26 protein-coding genes and 1 pseudogene are annotated in these 25,252 nt (G+C 63.4%); 8 read left to right on the forward strand and 19 right to left on the reverse strand.

The window, feature by feature from the left end; translation table 11 throughout:
- The first annotated feature begins 12 nt into the window (after positions 1-12).
- Both B4394_RS07065 and B4394_RS07070 read left to right on the forward strand, forming a co-directional pair.
- Complete coding sequence (locus B4394_RS07065; RefSeq protein WP_078308515.1) at positions 13-450, forward strand: nitroreductase/quinone reductase family protein; 438 nt, start codon at positions 13-15, stop codon at positions 448-450.
- Between the two features lie 449 nt (positions 451-899).
- Positions 900-1,091 (forward strand): hypothetical protein, encoded by a 192-nt coding sequence (locus tag B4394_RS07070; RefSeq protein WP_046256038.1) that lies wholly within the window; start codon positions 900-902, stop codon positions 1,089-1,091.
- Between the two features lie 8 nt (positions 1,092-1,099).
- Here B4394_RS07070 and B4394_RS07075 read toward each other — a convergent pair whose 3' ends face one another.
- From B4394_RS07075 to B4394_RS07095, 5 genes are read right to left on the reverse strand one after another with little or no spacing between them, the layout of a single operon-like run.
- Positions 1,100-1,936 (reverse strand): hypothetical protein, encoded by an 837-nt coding sequence (locus B4394_RS07075; protein ID WP_078314572.1) that lies wholly within the window; start codon positions 1,934-1,936, stop codon positions 1,100-1,102.
- 10 nt (positions 1,937-1,946) lie between these two features.
- Positions 1,947-2,813 (reverse strand): polyphosphate kinase 2, encoded by an 867-nt coding sequence (ppk2, locus tag B4394_RS07080; protein ID WP_078314573.1) that lies wholly within the window; start codon positions 2,811-2,813, stop codon positions 1,947-1,949.
- 58 nt (positions 2,814-2,871) lie between these two features.
- The gene (locus tag B4394_RS07085) at positions 2,872-4,401 is read right to left on the reverse strand and encodes an aldehyde dehydrogenase family protein (RefSeq protein ID WP_078314574.1); all 1,530 of its coding nucleotides are present in this window, start codon (positions 4,399-4,401) and stop codon (positions 2,872-2,874) included.
- Positions 4,402-4,439: 38 nt separating this feature from the next.
- Complete coding sequence (locus B4394_RS07090) at positions 4,440-4,970, reverse strand: mycothiol transferase (protein WP_078307942.1); 531 nt, start codon at positions 4,968-4,970, stop codon at positions 4,440-4,442.
- On the reverse strand, positions 4,967-6,247 hold the full coding sequence (locus B4394_RS07095) for an MFS transporter (RefSeq protein WP_078307940.1): 1,281 nt from the start codon (positions 6,245-6,247) through the stop codon (positions 4,967-4,969). Before B4394_RS07095 ends, B4394_RS07090 begins: the two co-directional genes overlap by 4 nt.
- 112 nt (positions 6,248-6,359) lie before the next feature.
- On the opposite strand from B4394_RS07095, the gene B4394_RS07100 reads away from it, so the two are divergent.
- From B4394_RS07100 to B4394_RS07110, 3 genes and pseudogenes are all read left to right on the forward strand, one after another.
- Positions 6,360-6,698 (forward strand): ArsR/SmtB family transcription factor, encoded by a 339-nt coding sequence (locus B4394_RS07100; RefSeq protein WP_078307938.1) that lies wholly within the window; start codon positions 6,360-6,362, stop codon positions 6,696-6,698.
- Positions 6,699-6,756: 58 nt separating this feature from the next.
- Entirely contained in the window at positions 6,757-7,200 is a 444-nt protein-coding gene (locus tag B4394_RS07105; RefSeq protein WP_078314575.1) for an SRPBCC family protein, read from the forward strand.
- Between the two features lie 228 nt (positions 7,201-7,428).
- A pseudogene (locus B4394_RS07110) lies at positions 7,429-8,988 on the forward strand (PE-PPE domain-containing protein); the annotation flags it as partial.
- A gap of 90 nt (positions 8,989-9,078) precedes the next feature.
- On the opposite strand, the gene B4394_RS07115 reads toward B4394_RS07110, so the two are convergent.
- Positions 9,079-10,020 (reverse strand): YHYH protein, encoded by a 942-nt coding sequence (locus tag B4394_RS07115; protein ID WP_078314577.1) that lies wholly within the window; start codon positions 10,018-10,020, stop codon positions 9,079-9,081.
- A gap of 16 nt (positions 10,021-10,036) precedes the next feature.
- Complete coding sequence (locus B4394_RS07120; RefSeq protein WP_078307931.1) at positions 10,037-10,393, reverse strand: cupin domain-containing protein; 357 nt, start codon at positions 10,391-10,393, stop codon at positions 10,037-10,039.
- Between the two features lie 76 nt (positions 10,394-10,469).
- Here B4394_RS07120 and B4394_RS25050 point away from each other — a divergent pair, with 76 nt between their 5' ends.
- Entirely contained in the window at positions 10,470-10,634 is a 165-nt protein-coding gene (locus tag B4394_RS25050) for a hypothetical protein (protein ID WP_109555886.1), read from the forward strand.
- Positions 10,635-10,673: 39 nt separating this feature from the next.
- Complete coding sequence (locus B4394_RS07125) at positions 10,674-12,185, forward strand: alpha,alpha-trehalose-phosphate synthase (UDP-forming) (RefSeq protein ID WP_078307929.1); 1,512 nt, start codon at positions 10,674-10,676, stop codon at positions 12,183-12,185.
- On the opposite strand, the gene B4394_RS07130 is transcribed toward B4394_RS07125, so the two are convergent.
- The 12 genes from B4394_RS07130 to B4394_RS07185 all read right to left on the reverse strand — a co-directional run bounded on the left by B4394_RS07130 (position 12,182) and on the right by B4394_RS07185 (position 23,828).
- Positions 12,182-12,685, reverse strand: a complete 504-nt coding sequence (locus B4394_RS07130) for an Rv1363c family protein (RefSeq protein ID WP_078314578.1) — start codon at positions 12,683-12,685, stop codon at positions 12,182-12,184. The two genes, B4394_RS07125 and B4394_RS07130, sit on opposite strands and share 4 nt — an antisense overlap.
- Complete coding sequence (locus B4394_RS07135; RefSeq protein WP_078314579.1) at positions 12,664-13,380, reverse strand: Rv1363c family protein; 717 nt, start codon at positions 13,378-13,380, stop codon at positions 12,664-12,666. The genes B4394_RS07130 and B4394_RS07135 overlap by 22 nt, the downstream gene beginning before the upstream one ends.
- Positions 13,377-14,906, reverse strand: coding sequence for an MCE family protein (locus B4394_RS07140; protein WP_078314580.1), 1,530 nt, complete (start codon positions 14,904-14,906; stop codon positions 13,377-13,379). The genes B4394_RS07135 and B4394_RS07140 overlap by 4 nt, the downstream gene beginning before the upstream one ends.
- A complete protein-coding gene (locus B4394_RS07145) occupies positions 14,906-16,081 on the reverse strand; it encodes an MCE family protein (RefSeq protein WP_078314581.1) in 1,176 nt (391 codons plus the stop codon). The genes B4394_RS07140 and B4394_RS07145 overlap by 1 nt, the downstream gene beginning before the upstream one ends.
- Positions 16,078-17,484, reverse strand: a complete 1,407-nt coding sequence (locus B4394_RS07150) for an MCE family protein (protein WP_078314582.1) — start codon at positions 17,482-17,484, stop codon at positions 16,078-16,080. Before B4394_RS07150 ends, B4394_RS07145 begins: the two co-directional genes overlap by 4 nt.
- Positions 17,481-18,539 carry an MCE family protein gene (locus B4394_RS07155; protein ID WP_078307915.1) on the reverse strand — a complete coding sequence of 353 codons (1,059 nt, stop codon included), beginning with the start codon at positions 18,537-18,539 and terminating at the stop codon, positions 17,481-17,483. The genes B4394_RS07150 and B4394_RS07155 overlap by 4 nt, the downstream gene beginning before the upstream one ends.
- Entirely contained in the window at positions 18,532-19,566 is a 1,035-nt protein-coding gene (locus B4394_RS07160; protein WP_078314583.1) for an MCE family protein, read from the reverse strand. The genes B4394_RS07155 and B4394_RS07160 overlap by 8 nt, the downstream gene beginning before the upstream one ends.
- Positions 19,566-20,765 (reverse strand): MCE family protein, encoded by a 1,200-nt coding sequence (locus tag B4394_RS07165; protein WP_078307912.1) that lies wholly within the window; start codon positions 20,763-20,765, stop codon positions 19,566-19,568. The genes B4394_RS07160 and B4394_RS07165 overlap by 1 nt, the downstream gene beginning before the upstream one ends.
- Positions 20,766-20,772: 7 nt before the next feature.
- Entirely contained in the window at positions 20,773-21,579 is an 807-nt protein-coding gene (locus B4394_RS07170) for an MlaE family ABC transporter permease (RefSeq protein WP_078290273.1), read from the reverse strand.
- Between the two features lie 53 nt (positions 21,580-21,632).
- Positions 21,633-22,400, reverse strand: a complete 768-nt coding sequence (locus B4394_RS07175; protein WP_078290254.1) for an MlaE family ABC transporter permease — start codon at positions 22,398-22,400, stop codon at positions 21,633-21,635.
- 236 nt (positions 22,401-22,636) lie between these two features.
- The gene (locus B4394_RS07180; RefSeq protein ID WP_078314584.1) at positions 22,637-23,542 is read right to left on the reverse strand and encodes a 3-oxoacyl-ACP reductase; all 906 of its coding nucleotides are present in this window, start codon (positions 23,540-23,542) and stop codon (positions 22,637-22,639) included.
- Between the two features lie 94 nt (positions 23,543-23,636).
- Positions 23,637-23,828, reverse strand: a complete 192-nt coding sequence (locus B4394_RS07185; protein ID WP_005062259.1) for a ferredoxin — start codon at positions 23,826-23,828, stop codon at positions 23,637-23,639.
- A gap of 242 nt (positions 23,829-24,070) precedes the next feature.
- Here B4394_RS07185 and B4394_RS07190 point away from each other — a divergent pair, with 242 nt between their 5' ends.
- On the forward strand, positions 24,071-25,249 hold the full coding sequence (locus B4394_RS07190; RefSeq protein ID WP_078314585.1) for an acyl-CoA dehydrogenase family protein: 1,179 nt from the start codon (positions 24,071-24,073) through the stop codon (positions 25,247-25,249).
- Positions 25,250-25,252 lie beyond the last annotated feature (3 nt).

The raw sequence follows: 25,252 nt of genomic DNA on the forward strand, positions 1-25,252 counted from the left end.
GACAATGGCCGCATGAGCGAATCCAACACCGTTCCACCGTGGATTAACAAGATGGTCAAGGGCCTGCTCCGCAGCCCGCTGCACCCCGTACTCAGCGGCAACATCGCGCTGTTCACCTTCACCGGCCGCAAGAGCGGCAAGGAATACAACGTCGCCGCCACCTACGTTCGTGACGGCGACGTGTTGACCGTCTTCACCGACAGAGCGTGGGCCAAGAATCTGCGCGACGGCCGGCCCGTCACCGCGTTGGTGCGCGGCAAGCGGCTCGATGGCACCGCCGAGCTGTCCACGGGACCGCAGATCGCTGAGCCGTTAGCCGAGCTGCTGCAGAGGGTGCCGCGAGATGCCAAGTATCACAACGTGCGCCGCAACCCGGACGGCAGCTTCAACCAATCCGATATCGACCGGGCGGCGGCCAGTGAGAGCATGGTGACAGTACGTCTGTCATGACGTACGTCACTCCCGATGGAAACAGTCTCGCAAATCACTTCTCCAGGTCAGCCCATCACGCGGTAACGGCATAGTCACACACATGCAGTTTGCTCGACATGTTTTCAGGCCCGCAAATCGCCATTAACTACCCACCACAAAACCGCAGCTCACAGGTGCTAACTGCTGCAAGCACTGTCTGATCCAAATCTTAATATCCCAGTTCAGGGGCACGTCCATATCGCGGGGTGGCCGCGCTGACAACGGGCTCTGTTACCGAAATCGAGACCGATCCGTAACCGTCGCGGGTTGTTGCCATCGGGTGAGCTCGACTACCTTGGTAGTTAGCTGAATTACTGGCCTTGGCAAAGTTGCCTGGCGGGCCGCAGTTATTGACCGACCGTGACGTGAGCGCATTGATGGGCTTCCGGATAGTCGGTAGTTGGAGCCAGATTGCCGTGAGGTGCACGATGAGAAACGACCTGTTTATCGGGTTGAGCGAGAACGGGTGGGACCGTGCTCCGTGGGATACCGAACCGGAGTTTTCACCCACCGAGCTGGACATCCTGTTGGATCGTCGGCTGTCCGTCAGTGACGCCGCTGAACGTGTCGGATGTGTCGAGCATGACGTGCAGCGCATCCGCGATGCACACGCGGCCTAGCGTTCACGTCAGCGCCGCAGCAGGCCGCCCACCAACCCCGCGGCCACTCCGATCACGATCACCAGGCCCCCGGCGGCCATAGTCAGATTCAGCCAGTGGTGGGCATTGCTCACCGCCTGGGTGACCAGTCCGTCGGCCACATCGCGGAGATTGTCGGCGACGCGGTTCAACGGCCGGTCCAGATAGCGTCGACCGATCTCCAGCCCAGCCCACCCGGCCGCGCCTACCAGTAGTGCCGAAATACCCAGCCCGGCAAGGCCCTTGGCGCGGCTGCGGACCGCCAACTGAGTCAAGCCCGCGAGGATGAGGGTGAGACCGAAGGATATCCAGACCGCAAGTTGGCCGAAGCGTGCCACTGGCACTAAGCGTCCCGGTGTCAATCCCGCCAGATTGTCGTCGGTAACCGAGACCTTCAACGTCTCCGGCGCCTTGATGGAAAGGCCCTGCGGCACCAAGCTCTTGACCATGGGAGCCACGTCGATCTGCCAGCTGCCCTGCGAATCACGCTGCGCTGAGCTCGAATTCGTGAACAACCACTGATGTGTCATCCGATTCACCGCCGCGAAGTCCGCGCGGAACTGCGGCCCACTGGTGTACGCGGCGGTCAACTCCGCGACCTGAGTCTCGTTGACCCGCGAACCCTGCTTCTTACCCAGCGACACGATCTGGGTGGTGAGTTCCTCGGCGATCGCGTGCTGGACCCTCGGATCGGCCGCCGCCGGCCCCGTCAATGCCACGTAGCCGTCCTCATTGACGATCCTGGACTGTGTCCAGGCCGCCGTCACTGTGACGGCCAGCACGGCGGTGGTCAGCAGCCACAACAGGACCGCGAACAAGAATCGCATCCCGCCCAGGTTAGTCGGTGAGCGCGCGTCCCAGGATCAGCGGATCGGCCTGACCGACAACGTCGACATCCTTGTCGTCGTAGTCGAACTTGCCCAGGACATGCCGCATCGCGCTGACGCGGGCCCGCTTCTTGTCGTTGCTCTTCACCACGATCCACGGCGCGTGATCGGTATCGGTCAGCGAGAACATCTCTTCCTTGGCGCGGGTGTAAGCGTCCCACTTGTCCAGCGAGGCCACGTCCATCGGCGAGAGCTTCCACTGCCGTACCGGGTCAACCTGCCGGATCGCGAAACGCGTGCGCTGCTCGGCGGACGACACCGAGAACCACAGCTTGGTCAGACTGATGCCGTCATTGACCAGCATCTGCTCGAAAAGTGGTGCCTGGTGGATGAATTCCGAATGCTGCTCGTCGGAACAGAATCCCATGACGCGCTCGACCCCGGCGCGGTTGTACCAGGAGCGGTCGAAGAACACCATCTCCCCGGCCGCCGGCAGATGCGGAACATACCGCTGGAAGTACCACTGGGTGCGTTCCCGTTCGGTCGGCTTCTCCAGCGCGACGACCCGGGCACCACGTGGGTTGAGGTGTTCCATGAACCGCTTGATGGTGCCACCCTTACCCGCGGCGTCGCGCCCCTCGAAGAGGATGACGTGCCGGGCACCGGTGCGCTTGCTCCAGTTCTGAAGCTTCAGAAGCTCGATCTGCAGCAACCGCTTCTCCAGCTCGTACTGCTGACGGCTCATCCGCTCGTCGTACGGGTAGTTTTCCCGCCAGGTATCCACCGCGACGCCGTCAGGCGCAATGAGCACCGGATCGTCGTCGTCATCATCGTCGACGGTGTAGCCCTGCGCGGCGGCGGTAATGGTCTCGGTCACCAGCGGAAACTATCGCCGGTAACCGTCGCCACCATGGACGGCGGGTGAACGGCGGGTGTCAGCGACGGAAGGGGCGCAAGGCCTTATTCGAGAGCTTGGTGAGGCTCTTGAGAGCGACCGGGGCCAGCCAGCTCGGTCCGCTATACCAAAGCGGCTCACTGGGCAGCGTCACCCGGGTATCGACAATGGCTTCGGTGCGGCAGTACTTGAGCAGACCGCTGGCGCCCCCGAAACGCGAGCCCATCCCGGAGCCCTTCCAGCCACCATGCGGCGCGGTGAGACAGGACAGGTTCATGATCACGTCGTTGATGTTGACCGTGCCGCAATCAAGTTGCAGGGCAATGCGTTCAGCGCGCTTTCGGTCTTTGGACCACACGCTGGCGGAGAGCCCGTACTCGCTGTCATTCGCCAGGGCGATCGCCTTGGACTCCTCGGAGAATCGCATGATCGGCAGTGTCGGGCCAAAGGTCTCCTCCCGCATGCAGTCCATCGAGTGGTCCACGTCGACCAGCACGGTCGGAGCGTAGAAGGTGCCGCCACCGGGGACCCGTGCCCCGCCGGTGAGCGCCCGCGCACCCGCCGAGACCGCCTGGCGCACATGCCGGTCCACAATTTCGAGCTGATTTTCGTCGATCATGGCGCCGACGCTGTGGTCCATCCCGGCGCCGATCTCCAAACTCCGCACCTCGTCGACCACCAGATCGACGAACTGCTCGTAGATCGAGTCGTGCACATATACCCGCTCGACGGATACGCAGGTCTGCCCGGCGTTGAACATGGCGCCCCACACCGCCGCGTGCGCGGCGCGTTTGACGTCGGCGTCCGACAGCACCAGCATCGGGTCTTTGCCGCCGAGTTCCAGGCTGACGGGGGTGAGCCGGCGCGCGGCGCGCTCCATGATCTTCTTGCCGGTCGCCGTCGATCCGGTGAACTGGATGAAGTCCACGTTGTCGATCAGCGCCTCGCCTACTTCGCGGGCGCCATGGACGATCTCGAACACCGGCGGCGCCCCGATTTCCTCCCAGCCACGTGCGATGAGTTCGTCGGAGAGCGGCGTCCGCTCCGAGGGCTTGAGCAGCACCGAGCAACCCGCCAACAGTGCCGGAACTACATCCCAATATCCAAGTGCCACAGGGTAATTCCAGGGGGAGATGACACCCACGACCTTGCGGGGCCGCTGATGCAGCGTGATCTTCTTGGTATTCATGGCGATCGACGACGCCGGACGTGACTCAGGTGCCAAGAACTCGGCGGCACGCGGCGCGTAGTACGCGATGATCGCCAGAATCGACGGAATTTCGATGCCCGCGTCGATTTTCGACTTGCCGGTCTCGGCGATCAGTTGGGCCTCGATACGGGGCGTGTTGTCGGTCAGCCACTGCGCGAAGCGGGCCAGTACCTTGCCACGCCCCTCGGGGCCGAGACGTTCCCACGACGGCTGCGCCTTCGCCAGTTGCGCGGTGATTACGGGGATATCCGAGGGATCGGTCCAGTTCACCTGCCCAACGACCTGCCCGTTCGCGGGATTGCGCACGTCGCGGGCGGCGCTGTGGGCGGCAGTGGCGAGATTTTCAGACGTCGTTGTCATTAGAGGAGTCTAGGCACGAGGTGACCCACGTCGCACCCCTACCAGTTGGTTGGGACGATCCCGCGCAGGTAGGCAGCTTGGCCCAGGTGCTGGGCACAGTCGTCGACGATGCTGACCAACCGGGCACTCGCGGTGACCGGCGGGTCCCAATGCCTGTCGACGACGCGTGCGAGTTCGGAATCGGTAAGACTCTCGACATAGCGCAGCGTCATCTCGTGCACGTCCTGGTAGTAGCCGCTGAGTAGATCGACCGTCGCGACGACCTTGGCCACGTCCGCCGGTGTGTGCCCGTAACCGTTGGAATCGGCGGGCAGGTCGAGGCCGAATCGCGGCTCCCAGCCCCGGGCCGTCCACAGCGGCTCGTCCCCCGTGATGGCACAGATCTGCACATCCTGGCATCGGGCCGAATGCCAGATCAGCCAGGCGATGCTGTTCGCATCCGTGGTGGGGCGATACGCCAATGCGGAATGGGGAAGACCGTCGGTCACCTCGCCGACATGTTCGATGATCCGAGTAAAGCTGTCACGCAACAGTTCCCGCGCCGACGCAGCCGCCAGAGTGTCCGTCATGGTTTGACAGTACGCCCGGGCTTGGGCACCGCCTTCGCGGCAGGTGGGCTCATCGTCAACACGCCCGCAGCACAGCCACAGACAAGCACCGCGAAGATCGGCAGCACCAATGCGGTGTTCAGCGAGAGGGCATCGGCCACCCAGCCGATGAGCGCGGGTCCGCCTAGCACTGCGACGTAACCGGTGCCGACAACCCGCGATAGCACCCGGCCCTCGTGTTGTTCATCGATATTGCCGGCGACGGTGAACACCTGCGGGACGCCACCGGCGAGCCCGAGACCCACCGCAGCCCACCCCGCCAACGTCAGCGGCAGCACCGGCGAAGCGATGACGATCAGCATCCCGACGGCCGCCAGGGCGCAACCCCACCGCAGCACCAGAACCCGCCCGATGCGCTCCACGAGTTTGTCGACGGTGAACCGGCCCACCGTCATCGCGAGCATGAACACCCCGAAGGCGAACGCACCCTGGGAATGAGAGGCGCCCAAATGCTCCTGTGCGTGCAGACTGCTCCAGTCTGTTGCCGACCCCTCGGAAAGCATGAGCAGGAACGCCAATAGGCCGAGCATCACCACCTGGCCCCGTCGGCACGTCATGGGTGGCGGCAGGGTGTACGGCACCGTGTCCGGCGCCTCGACCTCGCCCGCCCGCAGCTTGTCGCGCAGCAGCACGGTGGCCGAGCATGTCAGCAGCGCCAGGCACAGCACCGTGACCCCGAGCACCGTCTCCCAGACCTTGATGTGCAGTGCGAATGCGGCCGAACCGATTCCCGCACCCACCACGTTGCCCACGGAGAACACCCCGTGGAACGAGGCCATGATGGGGCGGCCGTGGAAACGTTCGACATCGACCGCCGCGGCGTTCATCGCGACATCGGTGACACCCACGGCGACGCCGCACAGGACGGCACCGAGTCCGGCGACCCATACGGCGTGGGCTGCCAGCGGGATGTTCACGCCGAGGGCCATCGCCGCACCACCCGCGACCGCGATCGGACCACTTCCGAACCGGTCGACGAGCACACCACTGAGCTGCATGCCCAGCAGCGCGCCGACGCCGAGCCCCAACACCACGAAGCCCAGCACCGTAGACGACATGCCCGTGGCCTGCTTCATGGTCGGCAGGTGCACGGCCCAGGTGGCCACCACGAGCCCGAACGATGCGAATACACCGATTACGGCAATCCGCATACGCAGCGGCTTCGTCAAGAAAAAGTCCTCACCTAGGGCATTGAGCCAACGGTCGCGCGCGCCCACCACGACCTCGGCGAGCAGCACTCACCGGTACCTCTTGACCACAGTACTGATCAGCGCTACGCAAGGCCGAGCCGCCACGTGACGGGTGCATACATTCCTTGACATTCATATGATCGTATGGTGATATTAATTCATGGACGCCTTCATGGTGATCGCCGATCCCACCCGCCGCCGGATCATCGACACCCTGCGCGAGGGCTCAGCCGATGTCACGACATTGATCGAACGGCTCGATCTTTCCCAGTCCCTGGTGTCCAAACATCTCGGCGTCCTGCGCGACGCCGGCACGGTTCGGGTGGAAGTCGCCGGAAAACGGCGGGTCTATCACCTAGCCGACGACCCCCTACCCGCCGTGCTGGCCTGGGTGACCCCGTATCACCGCACGTGGGCAAGCGCGTTCGATCGCCTGACATTCCTCATCGACAACGACTCCGGCACCCAGGACAACAAGAAAGAGGACAACCGTGACTAATCCCCTGGCCGCAACCCTCGCACCGTGTGATGACCACGAGGGCAGATGGGTCCTCACCATGTCCCGCGACGTGAGCCACTCCCCCGAGACTGTGTGGCAATGGCTTATCGACCCCGACAAATTGCGCCAGTGGTCGCCCGCCATACCGGATCGCCGCCTCGATTCCGTGGGAGCGGCCCGGGTTCAGGAGACCGCCGCTGATCCCGTGCTCGACGGCGAGGTGCTCGCCGTCGACCCACCCCGCGAGCTGATCCATCGCTGGGGTCCAGATGACACCCTGCGTTGGCGAATCGAACCCACCGAGAATGGATGCCGGTTGACCCTCGAGCATTCGATGTCCGATCGCGGCAACGCCTCGGGAAATGCCGGCGGTTGGCACATCTGCCTCGACACCCTCACCCTCGCGGTCGAGGGGACTCCACGGGGCCGAGTCGTCGGCCTTGATGCCATGACGCATGACTGGCAAAGCCTCAATGACGGGTACGCGACGATGCTCGGCTGAAGTCTCACAGAATTTGCGGGAACCCTCTCTGCCGCCCTGGGGCCCTCCAGTTAATTTGGGTATGAATCCGCGCCAAAATTGGCCGCTGAACAGGGACTACATATGCAGTAGTCAATGTTCGGACATCGGCCGATTTGGCCGGTTCAGCCATTGGCAGAATTGCTTTGCCCAAATTACTCTCATGCCACTGCATTCGGCATCGGCGCCGAACGCACGGGAGGGGTCCTGATGGCTGCGCAGCATTCGGTTTTGGGGAAACGTCGCTCGCTCAAGCGCTCGATAGCCACCGCTGCCGCGGTAGCGGCAACATGCACAGTCCTGGCACCGGTCGCGATGGAGTCACGAACCATCGCCTCAACGCTCGTGTCTTATGTCATCGGAGTCGGCGGCAACAACGACGGCGCCAGTGCCAATATCCCCGCCAAGATCGGCCATAAGTTCGTCACAGGGTCTGACATCTACAAACCAGTGTCGTATCCGGGCGCCGTCTGGCCGGTCAGCGGTATCACCGCACCCACCTTCAAGACATCAGTAACCGAAGGCAGCGCCAACCTCAACGCGGCGATCGATCAAGCCCCTGCCGGACATGTCACCGTCGTCGCCTACTCGCTGGGTGCGGTGGCGGCCAACAAGTCGTATCGACAGCTCGCAGCGAGCAACCCCGACGCCGACATAGATTTTGTGTTCCTGGGCAGCGCCAATACCCCGAATGGCGGAATCTTCGCCCGATTCCCTTGGCTCAAGGTTCCGCTTGTCGACATCGAGTCCGACGGCGCCCTGGAACCCGGACCATTCGCGTCGACGGTGATCAACACCGAGTACGACACCTACGGAGACTTCCCCGCCTACTTCAATCCACTCGCACTCGCGAATTCGATTGCAGCGCTTCAGTATGCGCATCCCGACAAGTACTACGACGAAGTCGATCCCGCTTCGCTCGACGATCCCGACAAAGTGATCAAGACACAGGTCGGCAGCACCACCTACTACCTGGTTCGTGCCGAACATCTCCCGCTGCTGCAACCGCTGCGCGACCTCACTAACCCGATAGGAGCGTCCTTCGTACTCGATGCGATCGAACCCACGCTTCGGCTCTTCATCGACATGGCCTATGACCGCGAAACCAGCCCGGGCACTGTAAAACCGTTCAGCTTCTTCACCCCGCCGAAGAACATCATCGAGGCATTCAAAAAGCTCCCCGGCGCCATCGAGGAAGGCGCCGAGAACGTCCAGAGCGGACTGCCCGGTGCGACGCCGAAGCAACCCGCACCGGCCGACAAACCCGCCAATTCCCCCGCCTCCCAGGCCGATCCCACGAAGGCCACACCGCCAGCACCGGAGGCTCCCAAGGAAGCAGTCCTCACCCTCACCACACCCGGGCCGACCACTCCGCCGGCACCCGCCAGGATCCCCGATCCCACCGCCATCGCGGTCAGCGCCACAAATCCAGCGACACCGGAAATCGTGAGCTCCGCCCCCGCCCAGGTGACCGAAGCAAAGCCGGCGGCCAAACCCCAGCTCACGCCGGAAGCAAAGCCGGACGAGAAGCCCACATTGACCTCCGTCAAGGACACCACGAAGCCCACCCTGCGGCTACCCAAACTTCCCGCGCCACAGCCCGGGACGACACCGAAGACCGCGAAACTTCCGTCGATCAGAGACAGCCTCAAATCGATTCCCGGTCTGGGCATCAGCAAGGCACCCCGCACCACCACCGGTGGCGGCACCGACACTAGTACCACCAAGGGAACGGGCGACGCCGGAAACACCAGTGGCGCTGGATCCGCCAACCCCAGTGACCACTCCACGTCGGCTGACCACTCGAATTCCGACGGCGGCCACGCAGGGAGCAATGCGGCGTGACAGCGCCTGCAGGCATTACCGCCCCGGCGGCTGTGCCCTGCCCTGCACTGTGGTGGGACGTCCCCTAAAGCAGCTCACCGAGTACGGGTAGTCCTGAGTCATCACGTAGTGATAAGTGTCAACGTCCCTGCCGTCCAGATTCACGGTGCTCGTGATGCCATGACATTCGTCGAGATCGTTGGTGGCGAGGCTGTTTCCGTCTCCCACGCCTGCCCCGGTGATGGGAAATCCGTCAAGCGCGTAGCCGACGACCTCAGCGACATGCGCCTTCGCCAGACACGGGCTGGGCGTGTGGTAGTGGTAGCTGCCCGTCACCTCCGGATGCCCTGAACAGTCGTCCTGCACCTCCCACGCCCCCGCATCGCGCCCCGCCGCGTCAAGGGCGCTGAACAACACCACACCCGACAGCATCACGCCCACCTCGTGGCCGATGCACTGCGGCGGGCCATAGGTGGGCTCAGAGGCCAGCACATACGTCAGCTCTTGCGCGGCGATGGCGTTCGGGTTGCGGTCGTACTGATACGCGGTGTCATCGGTCGCGATCGGGAATCGCCCGGTGGTGTGGTTTCGGGGCAGGTCGTTGGTCTTGATCACCCGGGCGGCCCCGGATGTCGTTTCGGCGAACGCGCCGTCGTGTTGCACATGCCCCTGGACATGCGCCTTCCTCGCCGGGTAGTACCACCTGCCGTCTTCGGAGAACCACGGGCCACGGACTTGTGCACCGACGGCCGGCCCGAAGCTGTGCGCGTACCGCGGGCACGCGAACACGTACCCGGGACGTGGGCCAGCTGTCACGATCTTTCCGTCCCCGACGGGCAGCCTGCCATCAGCGAAAGCGTCACCATAGTTATGGGCGATATCGAGCGTCACGGGCTTAGGGTGCACCCCCGGCGGCGCGGAGCAGGCTCCGGGGATCGCCAGACAAATCAGCCAGATCAAAACCCCCGGGTTCCGCACGGCTCCAAGTCAAACATCAGCCCTCGGGATAGAACAGAAAAAGCACGCAACCCTGCTCGGACTGGGGAATGTGCCAGGACTGCGCAGGTGCATGCAGGAAGGTGCCCGCCGGATAGTCATTGACTCCGTCATTGAGCACCCCGGAAACGACGTACACCTCCTCTGGCCCGGGCCGGTGGTGATCTTCGCCAGCCCACACCGCTCCCGGCGCAATGGTCGTAATCAGGGCTTTCGCGCCGTTCTCACCCTCCCAGAGCGGTTGAATCGTCACCCCGGGGAAGAGTTCGATCGGCGCGACGTCGGCGGCGGCCTTCCACGCGTACCCGGGAGCATGAGGACCGAACTGACCCGGATCTCCTGGGGTGCTCGCCATGCGTGGAGCAACCCCACCCGGGGGTGTGGGCATTCCTCATGTGAGCACTCGGCACCGCGTCGCCTAGAATGGGTGAATGCCAGCCAAGACCGAACCAGCCGCGATCGACGACATCGAGCCGCTGGCCGACGAGACTGCCCACCAGGCGCAGCGCGTCGTCGCCGCCTACGCGAACGATGCCGACGAGTGCCGCATGCTGCTCGCGATGCTGGGTATCGGGCCAACCAAGGTCGACGCGTAACTCGATACGTCTCCTCGCGATTGGTCCTGAGAAACACACATGGTGCCTCCATCGGATGACCGATCACCGGTAGAGGCTGTCGCCGGCAGGTCCGACTTCGTCGTCGTCGCCAACCGCCTCCCAATCGACCTGGTGAAGCTGCCCGACGGCTCCACGACGTGGAAACGCAGCCCTGGCGGGCTCGTCACCGCGATGGAGCCGCTGCTGCGTAAGCGTCGCGGCGCCTGGGTGGGCTGGCCCGGAGTTCCCGATGTCGACGTCGCCCCGGTCTCCGAGGATGACATGGTGCTGTACTCGGTCCGCCTCTCTACCGAGGAGGTCGCCGAGTACTACGAGGGCTTCTCCAACGCCACCTTGTGGCCGCTGTATCACGATGTGATCGTCAAGCCGGAATACCACCGCGAGTGGTGGCAGGCATATGTCGACGTGAATCGTAAGTTCGCAGAGGCAACGGCAGCGGTCGCCGCCGAAGGCGCGACGGTATGGGTCCAGGACTACCAACTGCAGTTGGTACCCAAGATGCTGCGCATGCTGCGGCCGGATCTCACGATCGGCTTCTTCCTGCACATTCCGTTCCCGCCTGTGGAGCTGTTCATGCAGATGCCGTGGCGTACCGAAATCGTGGACGGCCTGCTGGGCGCCGACCTCATCGGATTCCACCTGGCCGGCGGCGCACAGAACTTCATGTACCTGGCGCGAAGGTTGGTGGGTGCCAGTACATCTCGGGCATCGATCGGCGTGCGCTCACGGTTCGGTGAGATCCGGGTGGGCTTCCGCACCGTGAAGGTGGGCGCCTTCCCCATCTCCATCGATTCAACACAGCTCGACAGTGTGTCCCGCAGCAAGCAGATTCGCCAGCGCGCCAAGGAGATTCGCGCCGAGCTCGGCGGACCACGCAAGATCCTGCTGGGCGTCGACAGGCTCGACTACACCAAGGGCATCGACATCCGGCTGCGCGCGTACGAGGAACTACTCGCCGAGGGCCGCGCCAGCAGCAGCGACACCGTCTTCATCCAGCTCGCTACGCCCAGTCGCGAACGCGTCGACAGCTACAAGAAGATGCGTGGCGACGTGGAACAGCAGGTGGGCCACATCAACGGCGAATTCGGCGAGGTCGGACACGCGGTGGTGCATTACCTACACCGCCCGGTGCCCCGCGAGGACCTCATCGCCTTCTTCGTCGCCGCCGATGTCATGTTGGTGACACCGTTGCGCGACGGCATGAACCTGGTGGCCAAGGAGTACGTCGCGTGCCGCAGCGATCTGGGCGGTTCGCTGGTGCTCTCCGAATTCACCGGAGCCGCAGCAGAATTGCGTCAATCTTATCTGGTCAATCCGCACGATATCGATGGCGTGAAGGACGGTATCGAGTCGGCGCTCAACCAGACTCCCGAGGAAGGGCGGCGCCGGATGCGGGCACTGCGCCGTCAGGTGCTCGTTCATGACGTGGATCGGTGGGCGCGCGCCTTCCTGGAAGCGCTAGCGACACCAGCCACCGGTGATTCGATCGCACCGGAGCAGCCCGCGGTGTTGGGCGGCGAACCCCTCTAAAGCGGCGTGATGTAGGAGATCAACCATTTGTCGCCGGAGCGCGTGTAGTCCACCTGAATCGATGATGAGTCGTACACCGGGGTGCGCGACTGGTCGGTGATGGTGCGATTCATGTACACCACCACTTGTGCCGAATCTCTATGCGCGGCAATGATCCCGGTGCCCACGACACTGGTCTGGCTGACGATCTTGCGCTGCTTGGCCTGCGGGACGATCTCCCTGTTCGCCTTGTCTTCGAACTCACGGCGGTACTCGGGGGTCAACCCCGCGTACTGCTCGTCGAGGCTGCGCTCGACGGTCTGGTAGTCGTATCCGAAGATGCTTCCCACCTGCTTACCGGCCTGCTTGATCAGTGTCTCACCCGCGGCCCTACTGGCAACCGTGTCAACCCTGTGCCAGTACATGCCGCCGGCCACGGCGGACAAACCGATCACTGCCAGCACCACAGCCGCAACGAAAGTTCTTGTCAACCAGCGCATCAGCTCTGCCCGTCCGGCCAACGCAGGTCATACGCTGTCATGTTTCCTTGCTGATCCTCGGCGACGATCATCCGCATGCGGTACGACTTGGAGGGCTCGTTGACCCCGGAGTCGGCGTTGGTCAGCGTCACACGCGCGGAGATGAGTATCGATGCCTTCTTACTTACTTCGTCGACGCTCTCCAGGCTCGCCTTCTTGATCACCACCTCGGAGCTGGTCCCGGTTTGGTGGTACAGCGCTTTGAGATTGGCGGTGTTGTCCGGGTTGAACGTGCCCCGCAGCGGTCCGCTGGTGCTGTTGACGAACTGGTCGACGTTCTTGTCGATGCTGTCCTGGCTATAGGTCATCATGTTCGTCACCGTCTGCACGGCGGTGTCGACGAAGCGCTGATCGCGCGCGGCCCGCAGGTCGTCCTGGTGTTGCGCACGCCCCATGAGCGCCAGCGCCAACCCCAGCGCGCCGATGAGCACTACCGCCAGTACGGCCGCCGCCCACGCCACAGCGCGCGTGTTTCCTAGTCGGCGAGAGTCCGCAACGGAAGGCTCGGGCTTCGACCGAACCTCGGTGCGGCCCAAGGACACACTGATGGTCTCGGCACCGATCTCACTGGTCGGCCCGGCCGGCCGGGCCGCCCGGCGCCGCGTTGTCTGTGCCGAGCCGCCCGCGCGAACAGCCTCGGGCTGCGATGACGGGGTCGTCGTGTCTTCTTCTGTCATACCGGCTTCGGCCCCAACATCAGATCCGCCCATGTCTCCGCCTCGCTACCACGATCCAACGCGGGCGCATAGATGCTCGGCTGATTGTTGGCATCAAGAAACACACCATTCTTCGGATCGTAGGCACGTGCCGCCATCGGCTCCGATTTCGCCGCCACCGGCATCACATCCCCACCGGCCGGGGGCGCTTCCGGCGCCGGTGGAGGAGGCGGGGGCAGCGTCGGAGTACCCGGATCCGGCTCGACGCCCGGCGGTATGTTCGGGAATTTGTTGGGCGGCAGAATGTTCCGCGGGTCCTCCACCGGGGTGCCGTACGGAGCAGGCGGGCCGCGCCACGGGTTGCTGCCAATCGGTACATATCCGCGCGGATCGCGGCACAGCTGAATGGTCGGCGCCCGCTTACCGGGGAACTCCTGGCACGGGTAGTTGCGCGCACCGCGCACCGCGCTCGGATCGTTCTGAGCCGTCTTGCAGTACATGTCGCTGGGTAGCTCGCGCAGGGTCTCGTCGGCAGGGGTGCGCATCAGCGGCGCCGGCACGAAACCGGTCAGGCACGGCGGCGGGTCGCCCAGGTTAAGCCGGAAGTCCAACTTCGCGCCCTCGTCCATCGGCGCACCACCGGCGACCGTCAACAACGCCGAGAACAGCGCCGGCAGAATCACCAACGACTGCTCAATCGACTTGTTGTAGATGACGCCGACACGACCCAGATTGGCCAGGCTCGCGGCGAGCACCGGGAACGACGGGCGGATGCCCGCGAACAGTTCGGAGGCTTCCCCAGCGGCGCCCGGAGCCACCGTGAGGAACTGGCGCAGCTGCGGATCGGCCTTGGCGAAATGTTCCGTCAGTGCCGCCAGACTGGAGACGGATCCGCGGATGTTGTCGCCACTGCGAATCTGGGCGTCCAGCAGCGGCCCCACCTGATCGATCAGCTTGGTGGTGCTGTCGTAATTGGCGTTGGCCTCTTGGATCAGCAGCCGCGACGAGTCGATCAGCCGGGAAAGTTCCTGACCGGATCCGTTGAATGCCTTGAACGCCTCGGCCAGCACCTCCCGCAGCCGGGTGTCGGCAATGGTGTTCACGAGGCTGTCTGCCTGGCGCAGCAGAGTGGAGACGTCGGTGGGGATCGAGGTGCGATCGGTACCGATGACATCGCCTTGCCGCAGGCTCCCGGCGGCCCCCGTCGGTGGCGGCACCAGATCTACGTACTGCTCGCCGATGGCGGACACACTCTTGACGACGGCCCGCACATTGCCCGGCACCTTCACGTTGTCGTTGAGCCGCATTCTGGCGGTGACGCCCTCGGGAGTCAGCTCGACATCGGTGACACGGCCGATCTGCACACCGCGATAGGTGACGTTCGCGTTCTGGTACAGACCACCCGTGGCAACGAACTGTGCTTTCACATCATGGTTTCCGATGCCGAGCGCCGTGGGCACCCGCAGGTAGAAGATCGCCATCAGCGCCACGCTGATCACCGTGACTGCCGCGAAGATCGCCAGCTGTATCTTGATCAGCTTTTCCATCAGCGACCACCTCCCTGCGGGGCGGCCGGTGCGGCCGACGCGGGCAGACTGAACGGGCTGGTCTCCTTGCCGTTCAGGTTGGCCATGGAACCGATGAGCCATTCCGGCGGATTCACCACGTCGTTGAAGTGCTGCATGTTCGGATCGAAGAACGATGTGGTGAAGAGCGTTTCACCTATGCGCCGCGCGGTCAGATCAAACGTCACGAAGACGTTCAGGTAGTCCCCACGCACCGCGTTCCGCAGGTACTTGGTGCTGAACGGGAATGTCGGCAGGAGATCAAGGCTGTCGATCAAAACGTCACGGTTTTCTGCCAGTGCCCGAACCACCGGGTACAACCCCTTGAGATCGGCGACGATGTCTTCCTTGGTGGTCCGCAGCACCCGGTCGGTGATCTTCGCGAGGTTCCCCACCGATCGGAACGCCTCGATGATGTTGGCGCGATTCTCGTTGAGCACCTTCAGCGCAGGTTCGATCGAATCGATGGCGCGCCCAAGGCTTTCCTTGTGCTCGGCCAGAACCCGCGAAAACTTGTCGATGCCCTCGATGGCCGAGATGATGTCGTTCCGCTGAGAGTTCAGCGACGAGATCAGCGTGGCGAGCTTGGGCAACACCTGGGTCAGGTTTCCGGTGCGTCCCTTGAACAAGTTGTAGGTCTCGTCGGTAATGTCTTGTATCGCACCGAGATTGCCCTTGTTGACCACCACAGATAGCGCAGACAACACCTCTTCGGTGCTGGGGTATTTTCCGGTCCGGCTCAGCGGGATGGTGTCTCCGCCGGCCAACCGGCCCACCGCGGGTTCCCCGGTGGGTGCGGCCAGCTCGATGTGCTGTGAGCCGAGCAGGCTGGTCTGGGCGACCTTCGCGACGGCGTTAGCCGGCAGCCGCACCTCCGGACCCAGCGACACCTTGACTCCGGCATACCAAGAACCATCTGGCTTTTGGAACGCGTCGATACCCGACACACTGCCCACGGTCACATCGTCCACCATGACCGGAGAGTTTTGCGGCAGCGTGGTGACATCGGGCAGCTCGACGGTGATCGTGTAGGACCGTGAGCCATGGCCCGCCGTCCCCGGCAGGTTCAGCGAGTTGAGCCCATTGAACTGACATCCACTCGTCACGACGGCGACACCGACACCGATCGCCATCCCGCGCAGTATGTTCCGACTCATCGCGGTCCTCCCGCAGTAGCGGGGGGCGCTGGCTCGTCCGCAGCGGCGGGGAAGCCCGGCGGCACCGGACCCGGCTCGGCAGGGCGCAGCTCCGTGCCCGGGGGTGGCGGGGCGTTGATCTCCTCGGGCCCGAGCATCAACGCACTGAGGTCCTGCGGCGACGGCTTCGGCGGCGGCGGTGCGCCATTGGGCCGGACCCACACCAGGTCCTCGCGAGGTGCCTCGGATTTCGCCTCCGTCTCGGGAGTGTCGTAGATGATCTGTCCCTTGTACGCCGAAATCTGGTTGATCGGGTGTAGCAGTATCGGGGCGTAGTTGAAGGTCGCGCGGCGCAACACGGGCCCCATGCGTTCGCGGCAGATCTCAGCCCGCTTCAAATACTCGGTCTTGGTACCGGTTTCGAACACACCACCACAGATGAACTGCACCGGGTTGGCCAAGTTCGGAATCGAGAGCATGCCGTTCAACGTGCCTGCCGCCGGGTTGTAGATGTTGTAAAAGTTGGCCAGACCGTTGGGTGCGACATGCAGGATCTGTTCGACGTCGTCGCTCTGGTCGGAGAAGATCTTCACAAAGTCGCTCAGCTTGTTCACCGAATCAATGAGCGCAGAGTTGGTGTCTCCCAGGAAACTTCGCACATCGGTGAGTGCCTGATTGAGTGCTCCCAGGGTGGCGCCGAGGTTCTCGGTGCTAGCTGCCAGGACCTTCGACACCGAGGCCAAATGGGTGCTGAACTGCACTATCTGCTCGTTGGAGTTCGCCAACGCGTCCACCAGCACCTGCAGGTTCTTGATGGTGCCGAATAGGTCCGTGCGCGAGTCGCCGAGCCGCCCGGCCGCCTGTGAAAGCTCTCGCACCGCGTTCCGGAACGAATCACCGTTACCGTCGAAAGTACTTGCCGCCTGGTTGATGAAATCGCTTACCGGGCCCTTGGATTCACCCTGTGGACCCAGGCTGTCGCTGAGCTTGGCGAGCTCGGTCTTGACCTCATCCCATTCGATCGGGACGGCGGTCTTGTCCAGACCCAACGAGGCACCGTCGGCGAGAGCTTGTCCCTCGGTGTAGGCCGGGGTCAGCTGAACAAACCTGGCGGTCACCAGATTTGGGGCCATGATGATCGCTTGCGCGCCCTCGGGCACTTTGAACTTGTCCGGGAGCTCCATGGTGACCTTCACGTCACCCTCGCGCGGCTCGACGGCGCTGATATGGCCGGCCTTCACACCGAGAATCCGAACGTCATCACCCGGATACAACCCGACGGCCGACGCGAAATGCCCGACGATCTTGTAGGTTCCGCGGCTGGGCCACACCCAATACAGCAAGCCACCCACGAGTGTCACGGCGAGCATCGCGTAGGCGCTCTTCCGGATCCAGGGTGTAAAACGGTTCGGCTGTGTTGTCATGGCGATTTCGGCCTCATGACTTGGCGTTCGCCGATCAGACCATTCAGGTAGTCCGAGAGGCTGGCGGGCAGCTTGCCGGGCTGGAAGTAGGTGTCGAACATGACGGCGGTCAGTGTCGCGGGCGGGAAGCCGTAGACGTTGACGTGGAAGCCCGGCCCCGAGGACACAACCTCGCCGAGAGCGGTGCCGTATCCGGGCAGACGCTTGAGCGCCTCACTGATATGCGCCTTACGGTCCAAGAGGTCATCGAGCACGACATTCAGTTTCTCCATGGTGGGCCGGAACTCTTGGCGGTTGTCGGCCACGAATCCACTGAGCTGCTGTGAGAGTCCCTGCACACGATTGATCAGCTCGCTGATGGCCAGACGCCGCTCGTCGAGCGCGGCGAATAGCTGATTGCCATCGGTGACAAGCTTGTTCACCTGCCCGGCACGCTCGGAGAGAATCCCACTCACCGACTTGGCACGGTTCAACAGCTGCTCGAGGGCGGCATCACGGTCATTCAGCGTGCGTGAGAGCGAGGCGACTCCGTCTAGGGCACCGCGCAGCTGCGGGGTGGCGTCACGCATCGCATCCGTGATGACTTGCAGCGACTGGTCGAGTTGCGCCTTGTCGATCCCGCCCGCCGACGCGCCCAGGTCGCTCAGCGCACTGTTGAGCGTGTACGGAGTTCTGGTGCGGCCCAACGGAATCTCGGTGATGCGGCCAGCTCCCGCCGGTGTCACCGATAGCGATTTCTCACCCAACACGGTAGTGGTCCTGATGGCGGCCAGCGACTGGTCACCCAGACGGATCGAGCGATCCACGGTGAAGTCCACGCGAACCGTGTTGCCCGCCAAGGACACATCCTTGACCTGACCCACCTTGATACCCGAGACGAAGACGTTACCGCCCGGCTCCAGGCCACCGGAGTCCGCGAAGAATCCGGTGTACTGCCTGCCCTGCGGCCAGAACGGAAGACCCGTATAGCCGAACGCGACCAGCACCAGCATCGCCACCACGGCGATGCCGAAGATTCCGGTGCGTACCGGATCTTTCTCCTGTAAGTCACTCATTTTTGAAGGCACACCTGCCCTTCGATGGGTCGGGTGGTCCACCAAACGGGATCAGCCAGTCGGTTCCGACGGGTCCATTGACCTTGATCCGGATGGAGCAGTAATAGATGTTGAAGAACGATCCGTAGGCGCCAAGAGCGTTGAGCCGCAGGTAGTTCTCCGCCAGGTTCTCCACGACGACGTTGATATCGGCCTTACGCTCATCCATCCGGGTTGCCAGTTGGCGCGTCTGTTCGATGGTGCCCTTGATGTACGGGCGAGTGTCCTTGAGCACGGGCTCCAGCGATGAGGCCGTTGAGGCGAGTGGCGGCAGCGCTCCGGCGACCACATCGCGCTGTTGCGCCAGCCCCGAGACGAGCTGCTGTAGCTGATCGACGCTCGATGAGAATTGGCTGCTCTTCGAGTCAACGGTGCCGAGCACGTCGTTGAGGTGATTGATCACATCGCCGATCAGCTGATCGCGTTCGGCCAATCCCGAGGTGAACGAGGATGTATCGCCGAGCAATTGGGAGAGCGTTCCCCCTTGCCCCTGCAGAATCTGAATGAACGCGTTGCTGATCTCGTTGACCTTCGCGGCGTCGAATCCCTTGAGCACGGGCCGAAGTCCGCCAAGCAGTGCATCCAGATCGAGAGCGGGCTGGGTGTGCTCCTTATCCAGCGTTCCTCCGTCGGGCAGCTTACGCAGCTCTCCGGGGCCCGACGAGATCTCCAGATACCGGTCACCGACCAGGTTCTCGTACCTGACAATCGCCCGGCTGGAGCTGTAGAGCTGGTACTTGGAGTCGACGTCGAAGGTGACCTCGACCGTGTTGTCCGGATTGAGCGAGACGTCCTTGACGCGACCGACCGGCACGCCGGCGATGCGGACCTTCTGACCGGACCGCAAGTCGGATGCCGTGGTGAAGATCGCGTGGTACCGCTTGCCGGAACCGAATCGGAACTCACCGAAGGTGATGATCAGTCCCGCCGCCACCAGCAGCATCACCACGGTGAAGACGATGACCTTGATCTGTGTACCGCGCAGCATCAGAACTCACTTCGCTTCGCGAAGGCACCGTTGTAGAGGTACTGCAGAGTGTCAGGAGCGTTGACTTGCAGCTCCTCCAACGGCTTGTACGGGATATACGCGTTATCGGTCACCAGGAAGGGCGATCGGTACCACGACCCGTTTTGCGCCTTGGTGGGAATATTCGGGAGGCCACGGCAATTGGGGCCACCGGAGCCGTTCACGATGGGCAGGCTATCCGGATAGGTATAGACCGGTGCGCCGAGCGGAAAGCTGTTGCTCAGGAATAGACCGGGCCGCACACCGCCGATGAGCGGGGTGAAGGTCACCAATGCCTTGGAGATCGCCTGCAGCGTGCAGGGAATCTCCGGCGAGTATCTACCGAGCAGCGTGATGGGGGCGCGCAGTCGTTGCAGCGCCGCGGTGAGGTCCTTCTCGGCCGGAGCCAGGGTTTCGTATCCGTTGTTACCCAGTCCAATTGCCGCAAGCAGTGTGGCCTTGAGATCCTGCTGTTGATCCACGATAGTGCGGCTCAGTGTCGGCAGATTGTCGAGGATGCGCACGATATCCGGAGCGGCATCGCCATAGATCTGCCCTACCTGACCAGCCTTCTGAAAATCCTGTTGCAGGGCAGGAAGTTTGGGATTCAGTTGATCCAGGTATTGATCGAGCTCGACGAGACCCTGCCCGAAATTGTCTCCGTTGCCGCGCAACCCTTCACCGACGGCGGTCAGGGTGGCGTTGAGATTGACCGGATCGATCTTTCCGAGCAGTCGCGTCAGGTTCTCGAACACCGTGTTGACTTCCAGGGCCACCGCCTCGGCGGTTACCGTCGCCCCCGCTCGCAGCGGCGAGCTCGACGGCTGTTGCGGGGCAAGAAATTCCACCGACTTCGCACCAAAGATGGTGGTACCCGCGATACGCACCGTGGCATTGGACGGAATCAGCCGCAGATCTTTGGCATTGACCGCGAGCTCCAACTTGGCCTGTTCGTTGGCATAGGAGATCGACTTGACCTTGCCAATCTGCAGTCCGTGGAACTTGACCTTGCCGCCCTCTTCCATCACCAGGCCCGCGCGGGGCGAGACGACAGTGATGGGCTTGGTGTCGGAGAAGGCGTCGTTGTACGCCAGGTAGGTCAACACAGTCAGCGCCACCAACACGGCGGCGAGCACCGTGCCGGCTAGCCGGACGGACCGGCGCGACGAGTCTCCTGACATGTGGTTCCTAGCCCGAGAGATTGAAGTTGCCGGACCCGCCGTAGACGGCAAGTGAGATGAACAGGGTGACAAGCACAACCACGATGAGGGAGGTGCGTACGGCCTGACCGACCGCGACACCCACACCCACCGGGCCGCCGGAGGCATTGAATCCGTAACTGGTGTGCACCAGCATCACGACCACCGACATGACGATCGCCTGCAGAAACGACCACAGCAGATCGGTGGGCACCAAGAAGGTGTTGAAGTAGTGGTCGTACACACCCGGGGACTGGCCGTTGATCATCACTGTCGTGGCGCGCGATGCGAAGAACGCCGCCAGCACCGACAGCGAATACAGCGGGACGATGGCGATAAGCCCGGCCACCAAACGGGTGGATACCAGATACGAAACCGCGTGGACCGCCATCGTTTCCAGGGCGTCGATCTCCTCCGAGACGCGCATGGCGCCGAGCTGGGCGGTCGTTCCGGCACCGATCGTCGCCGCCATCGCGATGCCCGCCACCACCGGAGCGATGATGCGCACGTTCAGGAACGCAGACAGGAAGCCGGTGAGCGCCTCGATGCCGATATTGCCCAGCGAGGAGTAGCCCTGTACCGCGATGACGCCACCGGACGCCAGGGTAAGGAACACGGCGACGCCGACCGTGCCCCCGATCATCACCAGCGCACCGGTGCCCATGGTGATCTCTGCGAGCACCCGGATGGTTTCCTTGCGGTATTTCGTCAGCGCCGCGGGGATGTAGCTCAGCGACTGCGCGTAGAAAAGTGCCTGCTCGCCGAATTTGTCGAACGAGCGTCCCAGACCACGCATATACCGAACGGTATAGGAGGTCACGGTGTGCGTCGAAAGATACGGTCCGGTCACTAGTGCTTCACCAGGACCCGCACGCCAATGGCCGTCATGACCACGTTGATGACGAACAAACAAATGAAGGCGTAGACGACGGTCTCGTTGACCGCATCGCCGACGCCCTTGGGTCCGCCCTTGACGGTGAGCCCGCGATAACAGCCAACAAGGCCGGCGAAGATGCCGAACAGGAAGGCCTTGATCTCCGAGATCATCAGCTCGCCCAGGCCGGTCAGCACCGTCAGGCCGTTGATGAAGGCGCCCGGGTTAACTCCCTGCAGGAACACCGAGAACACGTAGCCGCCGACCATGCCAATGGCGCATACGAGGCCGTTCAGCAGCAGCGCGACGAAGGTCGACGCCAGCACCCGCGGTACCACGAGCCGCTGGATCGGATCGATGCCCAGCACCTGCATCGCGTCGATCTCCTCGCGGATGGTGCGGGCACCCAGGTCGGCGCAGATCGCCGTGGCGCCGGCGCCCGCGACAACGAGCACCGTCACCACCGGACCGAGCTGTGTCACGGTGCCGAAGGCGGTGGCTGCACCGGAGAGGTCGGCCGCACCGATCTCGCGCAGCAGGATGTTGAGCGTGAAGGCGACCAGGACCGTGAACGGGACGGCGACCAAGAGCGTCGGCAACAACGAGACCCGCGCGATGAACCACGTCTGATCCAGGAATTCCTGACCCTGGAACGGGCGGCGGAACATGTTACGGAACGTGGCCAACGACATGGAGACGAAGCCGCCGACGGCGCGCGCCGGCGCCGCGAGCTGCTGCTTCAACCTTTGCTCCTGTCTCACACATCCCGGTACTGCCGAAGACTCGCCCCTATGATCCGGTTAACGATCGACGTGTACCTACCACGCTGTGAGGCGCATCATATTAACGAGAAAAAATTCTTAGTGTCAATTCATGTCCGGGCAGGCAAATCGCACGCCACGTCCACTTTATGCTGGGATTTTGGTGCGATAAATAGAACCGGTTCTAATCTTGGCCGTGCCCCGTACCGTAACGCTTGTTAACCTTCAGACATCAGCGCGGTCGCCGAGAACGTTCGCTTGGGGTCATGTCCAGCAAAGAAATCGGCCAGCGCCGAATTCAGTGCCGGCGGATCCCACGCATCCAACTCCGCAGTGAACTTCGCTTCCACTGTAGGCGCTGCCAACAACGTCACGGTGGGTCCGTACACGATGAACAGCTGACCGTTCACCGCCTCGGCCGCGGGCGAGGCCAGGTAGCGCACCAAAGTCACGACGTGTTCGGGGGAAAGTGGATCGATCGAGTCCTCGGGTGCGTCACCAAAGACATCGGCGGTCATCGCCGTACGGGCGCGTGGGGCGATGGCATTGGCCCGCACCCCGTAGCGTCCGAGGGCACGCGCGGCCGACAGCGTCAGCGCGGTGATACCGGCCTTGGCGGCGCCGTAGTTGGCCTGCCCTTCCGGCCCCAGCAGGCCGGCTTCAGACGACGTGTTGATGAGGCGGCCGTACACCGGGGCTCCCGCGACCTTCGACGCTCCACGCCAGTAGGTGGCGGCGTTGCGAGTCAGCAGGAAGTGTCCGCGCAAGTGCACGTGGATAACGGCGTCGAACTCCTCATCCGACATGTTGAAGAGCATCCGGTCGCGCGTGATGCCCGCGTTGTTGACCACGACATGCAGGCCACCGAGCGATTCGGCGGTGGAGATCAGCTCGTCGGCGGTCGCGCGCTCACCGATGTCACCGGCGACCGTCACACCCTTGGATCCCACAGCGGCGATCTCGTCGAGCACATCGCTGCGCTCCAGAGCGGGCGCGATGTCGTTGACGATGACTGTCGCTCCGGATCGGGCCAGACCGATCGCCTCGGCGCGGCCGAGTCCCGCCGCGGCTCCGGTGACAATGGCGACGCGGCCACTCAGGTCGGCATCAGCAATCGCGCTCATACAAATTTCCCTTCAGTCCCATGCTTGCGACGCACCCCCATCCCGCCGGCCCCGCGCCGCCGAGTGCGGACGGGCCGGTGATTTACGAATGCCTCTAGTCTTTGCGAATCAAAGCGGCGCGCGGGCACTCCGCAATCGCCTGCTCGACCAGATCTTCCTGATCGGCCGGTACTTCCTCTTGCAGAATGACGACATAGTCGTCGTCATCGACGTCGAACACCTCTGGAGCGATCCCGAGACATACCAAGTTGCCTTCACAACGGTCAGGAACTACACCGACACGCATTGGAAACCTCTTTCCGGCGCTGTATGACTCGGCGAGCCGACGTCATCGTCTATTTGGGCTGTATCGCCAGACTACGACACGTGACCCACGACACAACCCTGGTAACACCAGGATCTCTGGGCTGAGTTTGTGCCGTGGCGCCGCATCTGGACTCCCTAGACTAGAACGTGTTACAACTCTTGTGTCAACGTGGGTCACACCTGAGGGCTCACGACAGCCGACGGGCAGCAGAAGGAACACACATGCATATCGCCTACACGCCCGAGCAGGAAGAGCTGCGCCGCGAACTACGCGCGTACTTCGACAAACTGCTGACCCCGGAGCGACGCGAGGCCTTGGCCTCGAATCAGGGTGAATACGGCACCGGCAACGTCTACCGCGAGACCGTCGAGCAGATGGGTGCCGATGGCTGGCTGGCCCTGGGCTGGCCCAAGGAGTTCGGGGGCCAGGACCGTTCGGTGATGGATCAGCTGATCTTCACCGACGAGGCAGCGATCGCCGGTGCTCCGGTGCCGTTCCTGACCATCAACAGCGTCGCGCCGACGATCATGCACTACGGCTCCGACGAGCAGAAGAAGTTCTTCCTGCCCAAGATCGCCGCGGGCAAGCTGCACTTCTCCATTGGCTACTCCGAGCCGGGCGCCGGTACCGACCTCGCTTCGCTGCGTACTTCGGCCGTCCGTGACGGCGATGACTACGTCATCAATGGCCAGAAGATGTGGACCAGCCTCATCGAGTACGCCGACTACATCTGGCTGGCGGTGCGTACCAACACCGAGGTGAAGAAGCACCGCGGCATTTCCATGCTCATCGTGCCCACCATCGCCGAGGGCTTCTCGTACACCAAGGTCCGCACCATGGCCGGGCCCGGCACCAGCGCCACCTATTACCAGGATGTGCGTGTTCCGGTGTCGAGCCGAGTCGGTGAGGAGAACGCGGGCTGGAAGCTGGTGACCAACCAGCTGAATCATGAGCGAGTGGCCCTGGTTTCCTCGGCGCCGATCATCACGGCGCTGCGCGAGGTACGCGAGTGGGCACAGAACACCAAGGGCCCGGGCGGCCGGATCATCGATTCCGAATGGGTTCAGCTGAACCTGGCCCGCGTGCACGCCAAGGTCGAGTACCTCAAGCTCATCAACTGGGAGCTGGCCTCCAACACCGATGCCGCTCCCTCCCCCGCCGACGCCTCCGCCACGAAGGTCTTCGGCACCGAGTTGGCCACCGAGGCCTACCGTCTTCTCATGGAGGTTCTGGGGACGGCGGCAACGCTGCGTCAGGGCTCCCCCGGCGCGCAGCTGCGCGGCCGCGTCGAGCGGATGCACCGGGCCTGCTTGATCCTCACATTCGGCGGCGGCACCAACGAGGTTCAACGCGACATCATCGCGATGACCGCCCTCGGCCAGCCTGCCGCGACACGCTAGAAG

The sequence above is a fragment of the Mycobacterium sp. D16Q16 genome (assembly GCF_002013745.1).
In the GTDB taxonomy this organism is placed as follows: domain Bacteria; phylum Actinomycetota; class Actinomycetes; order Mycobacteriales; family Mycobacteriaceae; genus Mycobacterium.

Coding starts and splice junctions, on each gene's coding strand:
- B4394_RS07065 (WP_078308515.1), top strand. CDS start 13: ATGAGCGAATCCAACACCGTTCCACCGTGGATTAACAAGATGGTCAAG.
- B4394_RS07070 (WP_046256038.1), top strand. CDS start 900: ATGAGAAACGACCTGTTTATCGGGTTGAGCGAGAACGGGTGGGACCGT.
- B4394_RS07075 (WP_078314572.1), bottom strand. CDS start 1,936: ATGCGATTCTTGTTCGCGGTCCTGTTGTGGCTGCTGACCACCGCCGTG.
- B4394_RS07085 (WP_078314574.1), bottom strand. CDS start 4,401: ATGACAACGACGTCTGAAAATCTCGCCACTGCCGCCCACAGCGCCGCC.
- B4394_RS07090 (WP_078307942.1), bottom strand. CDS start 4,970: ATGACGGACACTCTGGCGGCTGCGTCGGCGCGGGAACTGTTGCGTGAC.
- B4394_RS07100 (WP_078307938.1), top strand. CDS start 6,360: ATGGACGCCTTCATGGTGATCGCCGATCCCACCCGCCGCCGGATCATC.
- B4394_RS07105 (WP_078314575.1), top strand. CDS start 6,757: ATGTCCCGCGACGTGAGCCACTCCCCCGAGACTGTGTGGCAATGGCTT.
- B4394_RS07120 (WP_078307931.1), bottom strand. CDS start 10,393: ATGGCGAGCACCCCAGGAGATCCGGGTCAGTTCGGTCCTCATGCTCCC.
- B4394_RS25050 (WP_109555886.1), top strand. CDS start 10,470: ATGCCAGCCAAGACCGAACCAGCCGCGATCGACGACATCGAGCCGCTG.
- B4394_RS07125 (WP_078307929.1), top strand. CDS start 10,674: ATGGTGCCTCCATCGGATGACCGATCACCGGTAGAGGCTGTCGCCGGC.
- B4394_RS07135 (WP_078314579.1), bottom strand. CDS start 13,380: ATGACAGAAGAAGACACGACGACCCCGTCATCGCAGCCCGAGGCTGTT.
- B4394_RS07140 (WP_078314580.1), bottom strand. CDS start 14,906: ATGGAAAAGCTGATCAAGATACAGCTGGCGATCTTCGCGGCAGTCACG.
- B4394_RS07145 (WP_078314581.1), bottom strand. CDS start 16,081: ATGAGTCGGAACATACTGCGCGGGATGGCGATCGGTGTCGGTGTCGCC.
- B4394_RS07150 (WP_078314582.1), bottom strand. CDS start 17,484: ATGACAACACAGCCGAACCGTTTTACACCCTGGATCCGGAAGAGCGCC.
- B4394_RS07155 (WP_078307915.1), bottom strand. CDS start 18,539: ATGAGTGACTTACAGGAGAAAGATCCGGTACGCACCGGAATCTTCGGC.
- B4394_RS07160 (WP_078314583.1), bottom strand. CDS start 19,566: ATGCTGCGCGGTACACAGATCAAGGTCATCGTCTTCACCGTGGTGATG.
- B4394_RS07165 (WP_078307912.1), bottom strand. CDS start 20,765: ATGTCAGGAGACTCGTCGCGCCGGTCCGTCCGGCTAGCCGGCACGGTG.
- B4394_RS07170 (WP_078290273.1), bottom strand. CDS start 21,579: ATGCGTGGTCTGGGACGCTCGTTCGACAAATTCGGCGAGCAGGCACTT.
- B4394_RS07180 (WP_078314584.1), bottom strand. CDS start 23,542: ATGAGCGCGATTGCTGATGCCGACCTGAGTGGCCGCGTCGCCATTGTC.
- B4394_RS07185 (WP_005062259.1), bottom strand. CDS start 23,828: ATGCGTGTCGGTGTAGTTCCTGACCGTTGTGAAGGCAACTTGGTATGT.
- B4394_RS07190 (WP_078314585.1), top strand. CDS start 24,071: ATGCATATCGCCTACACGCCCGAGCAGGAAGAGCTGCGCCGCGAACTA.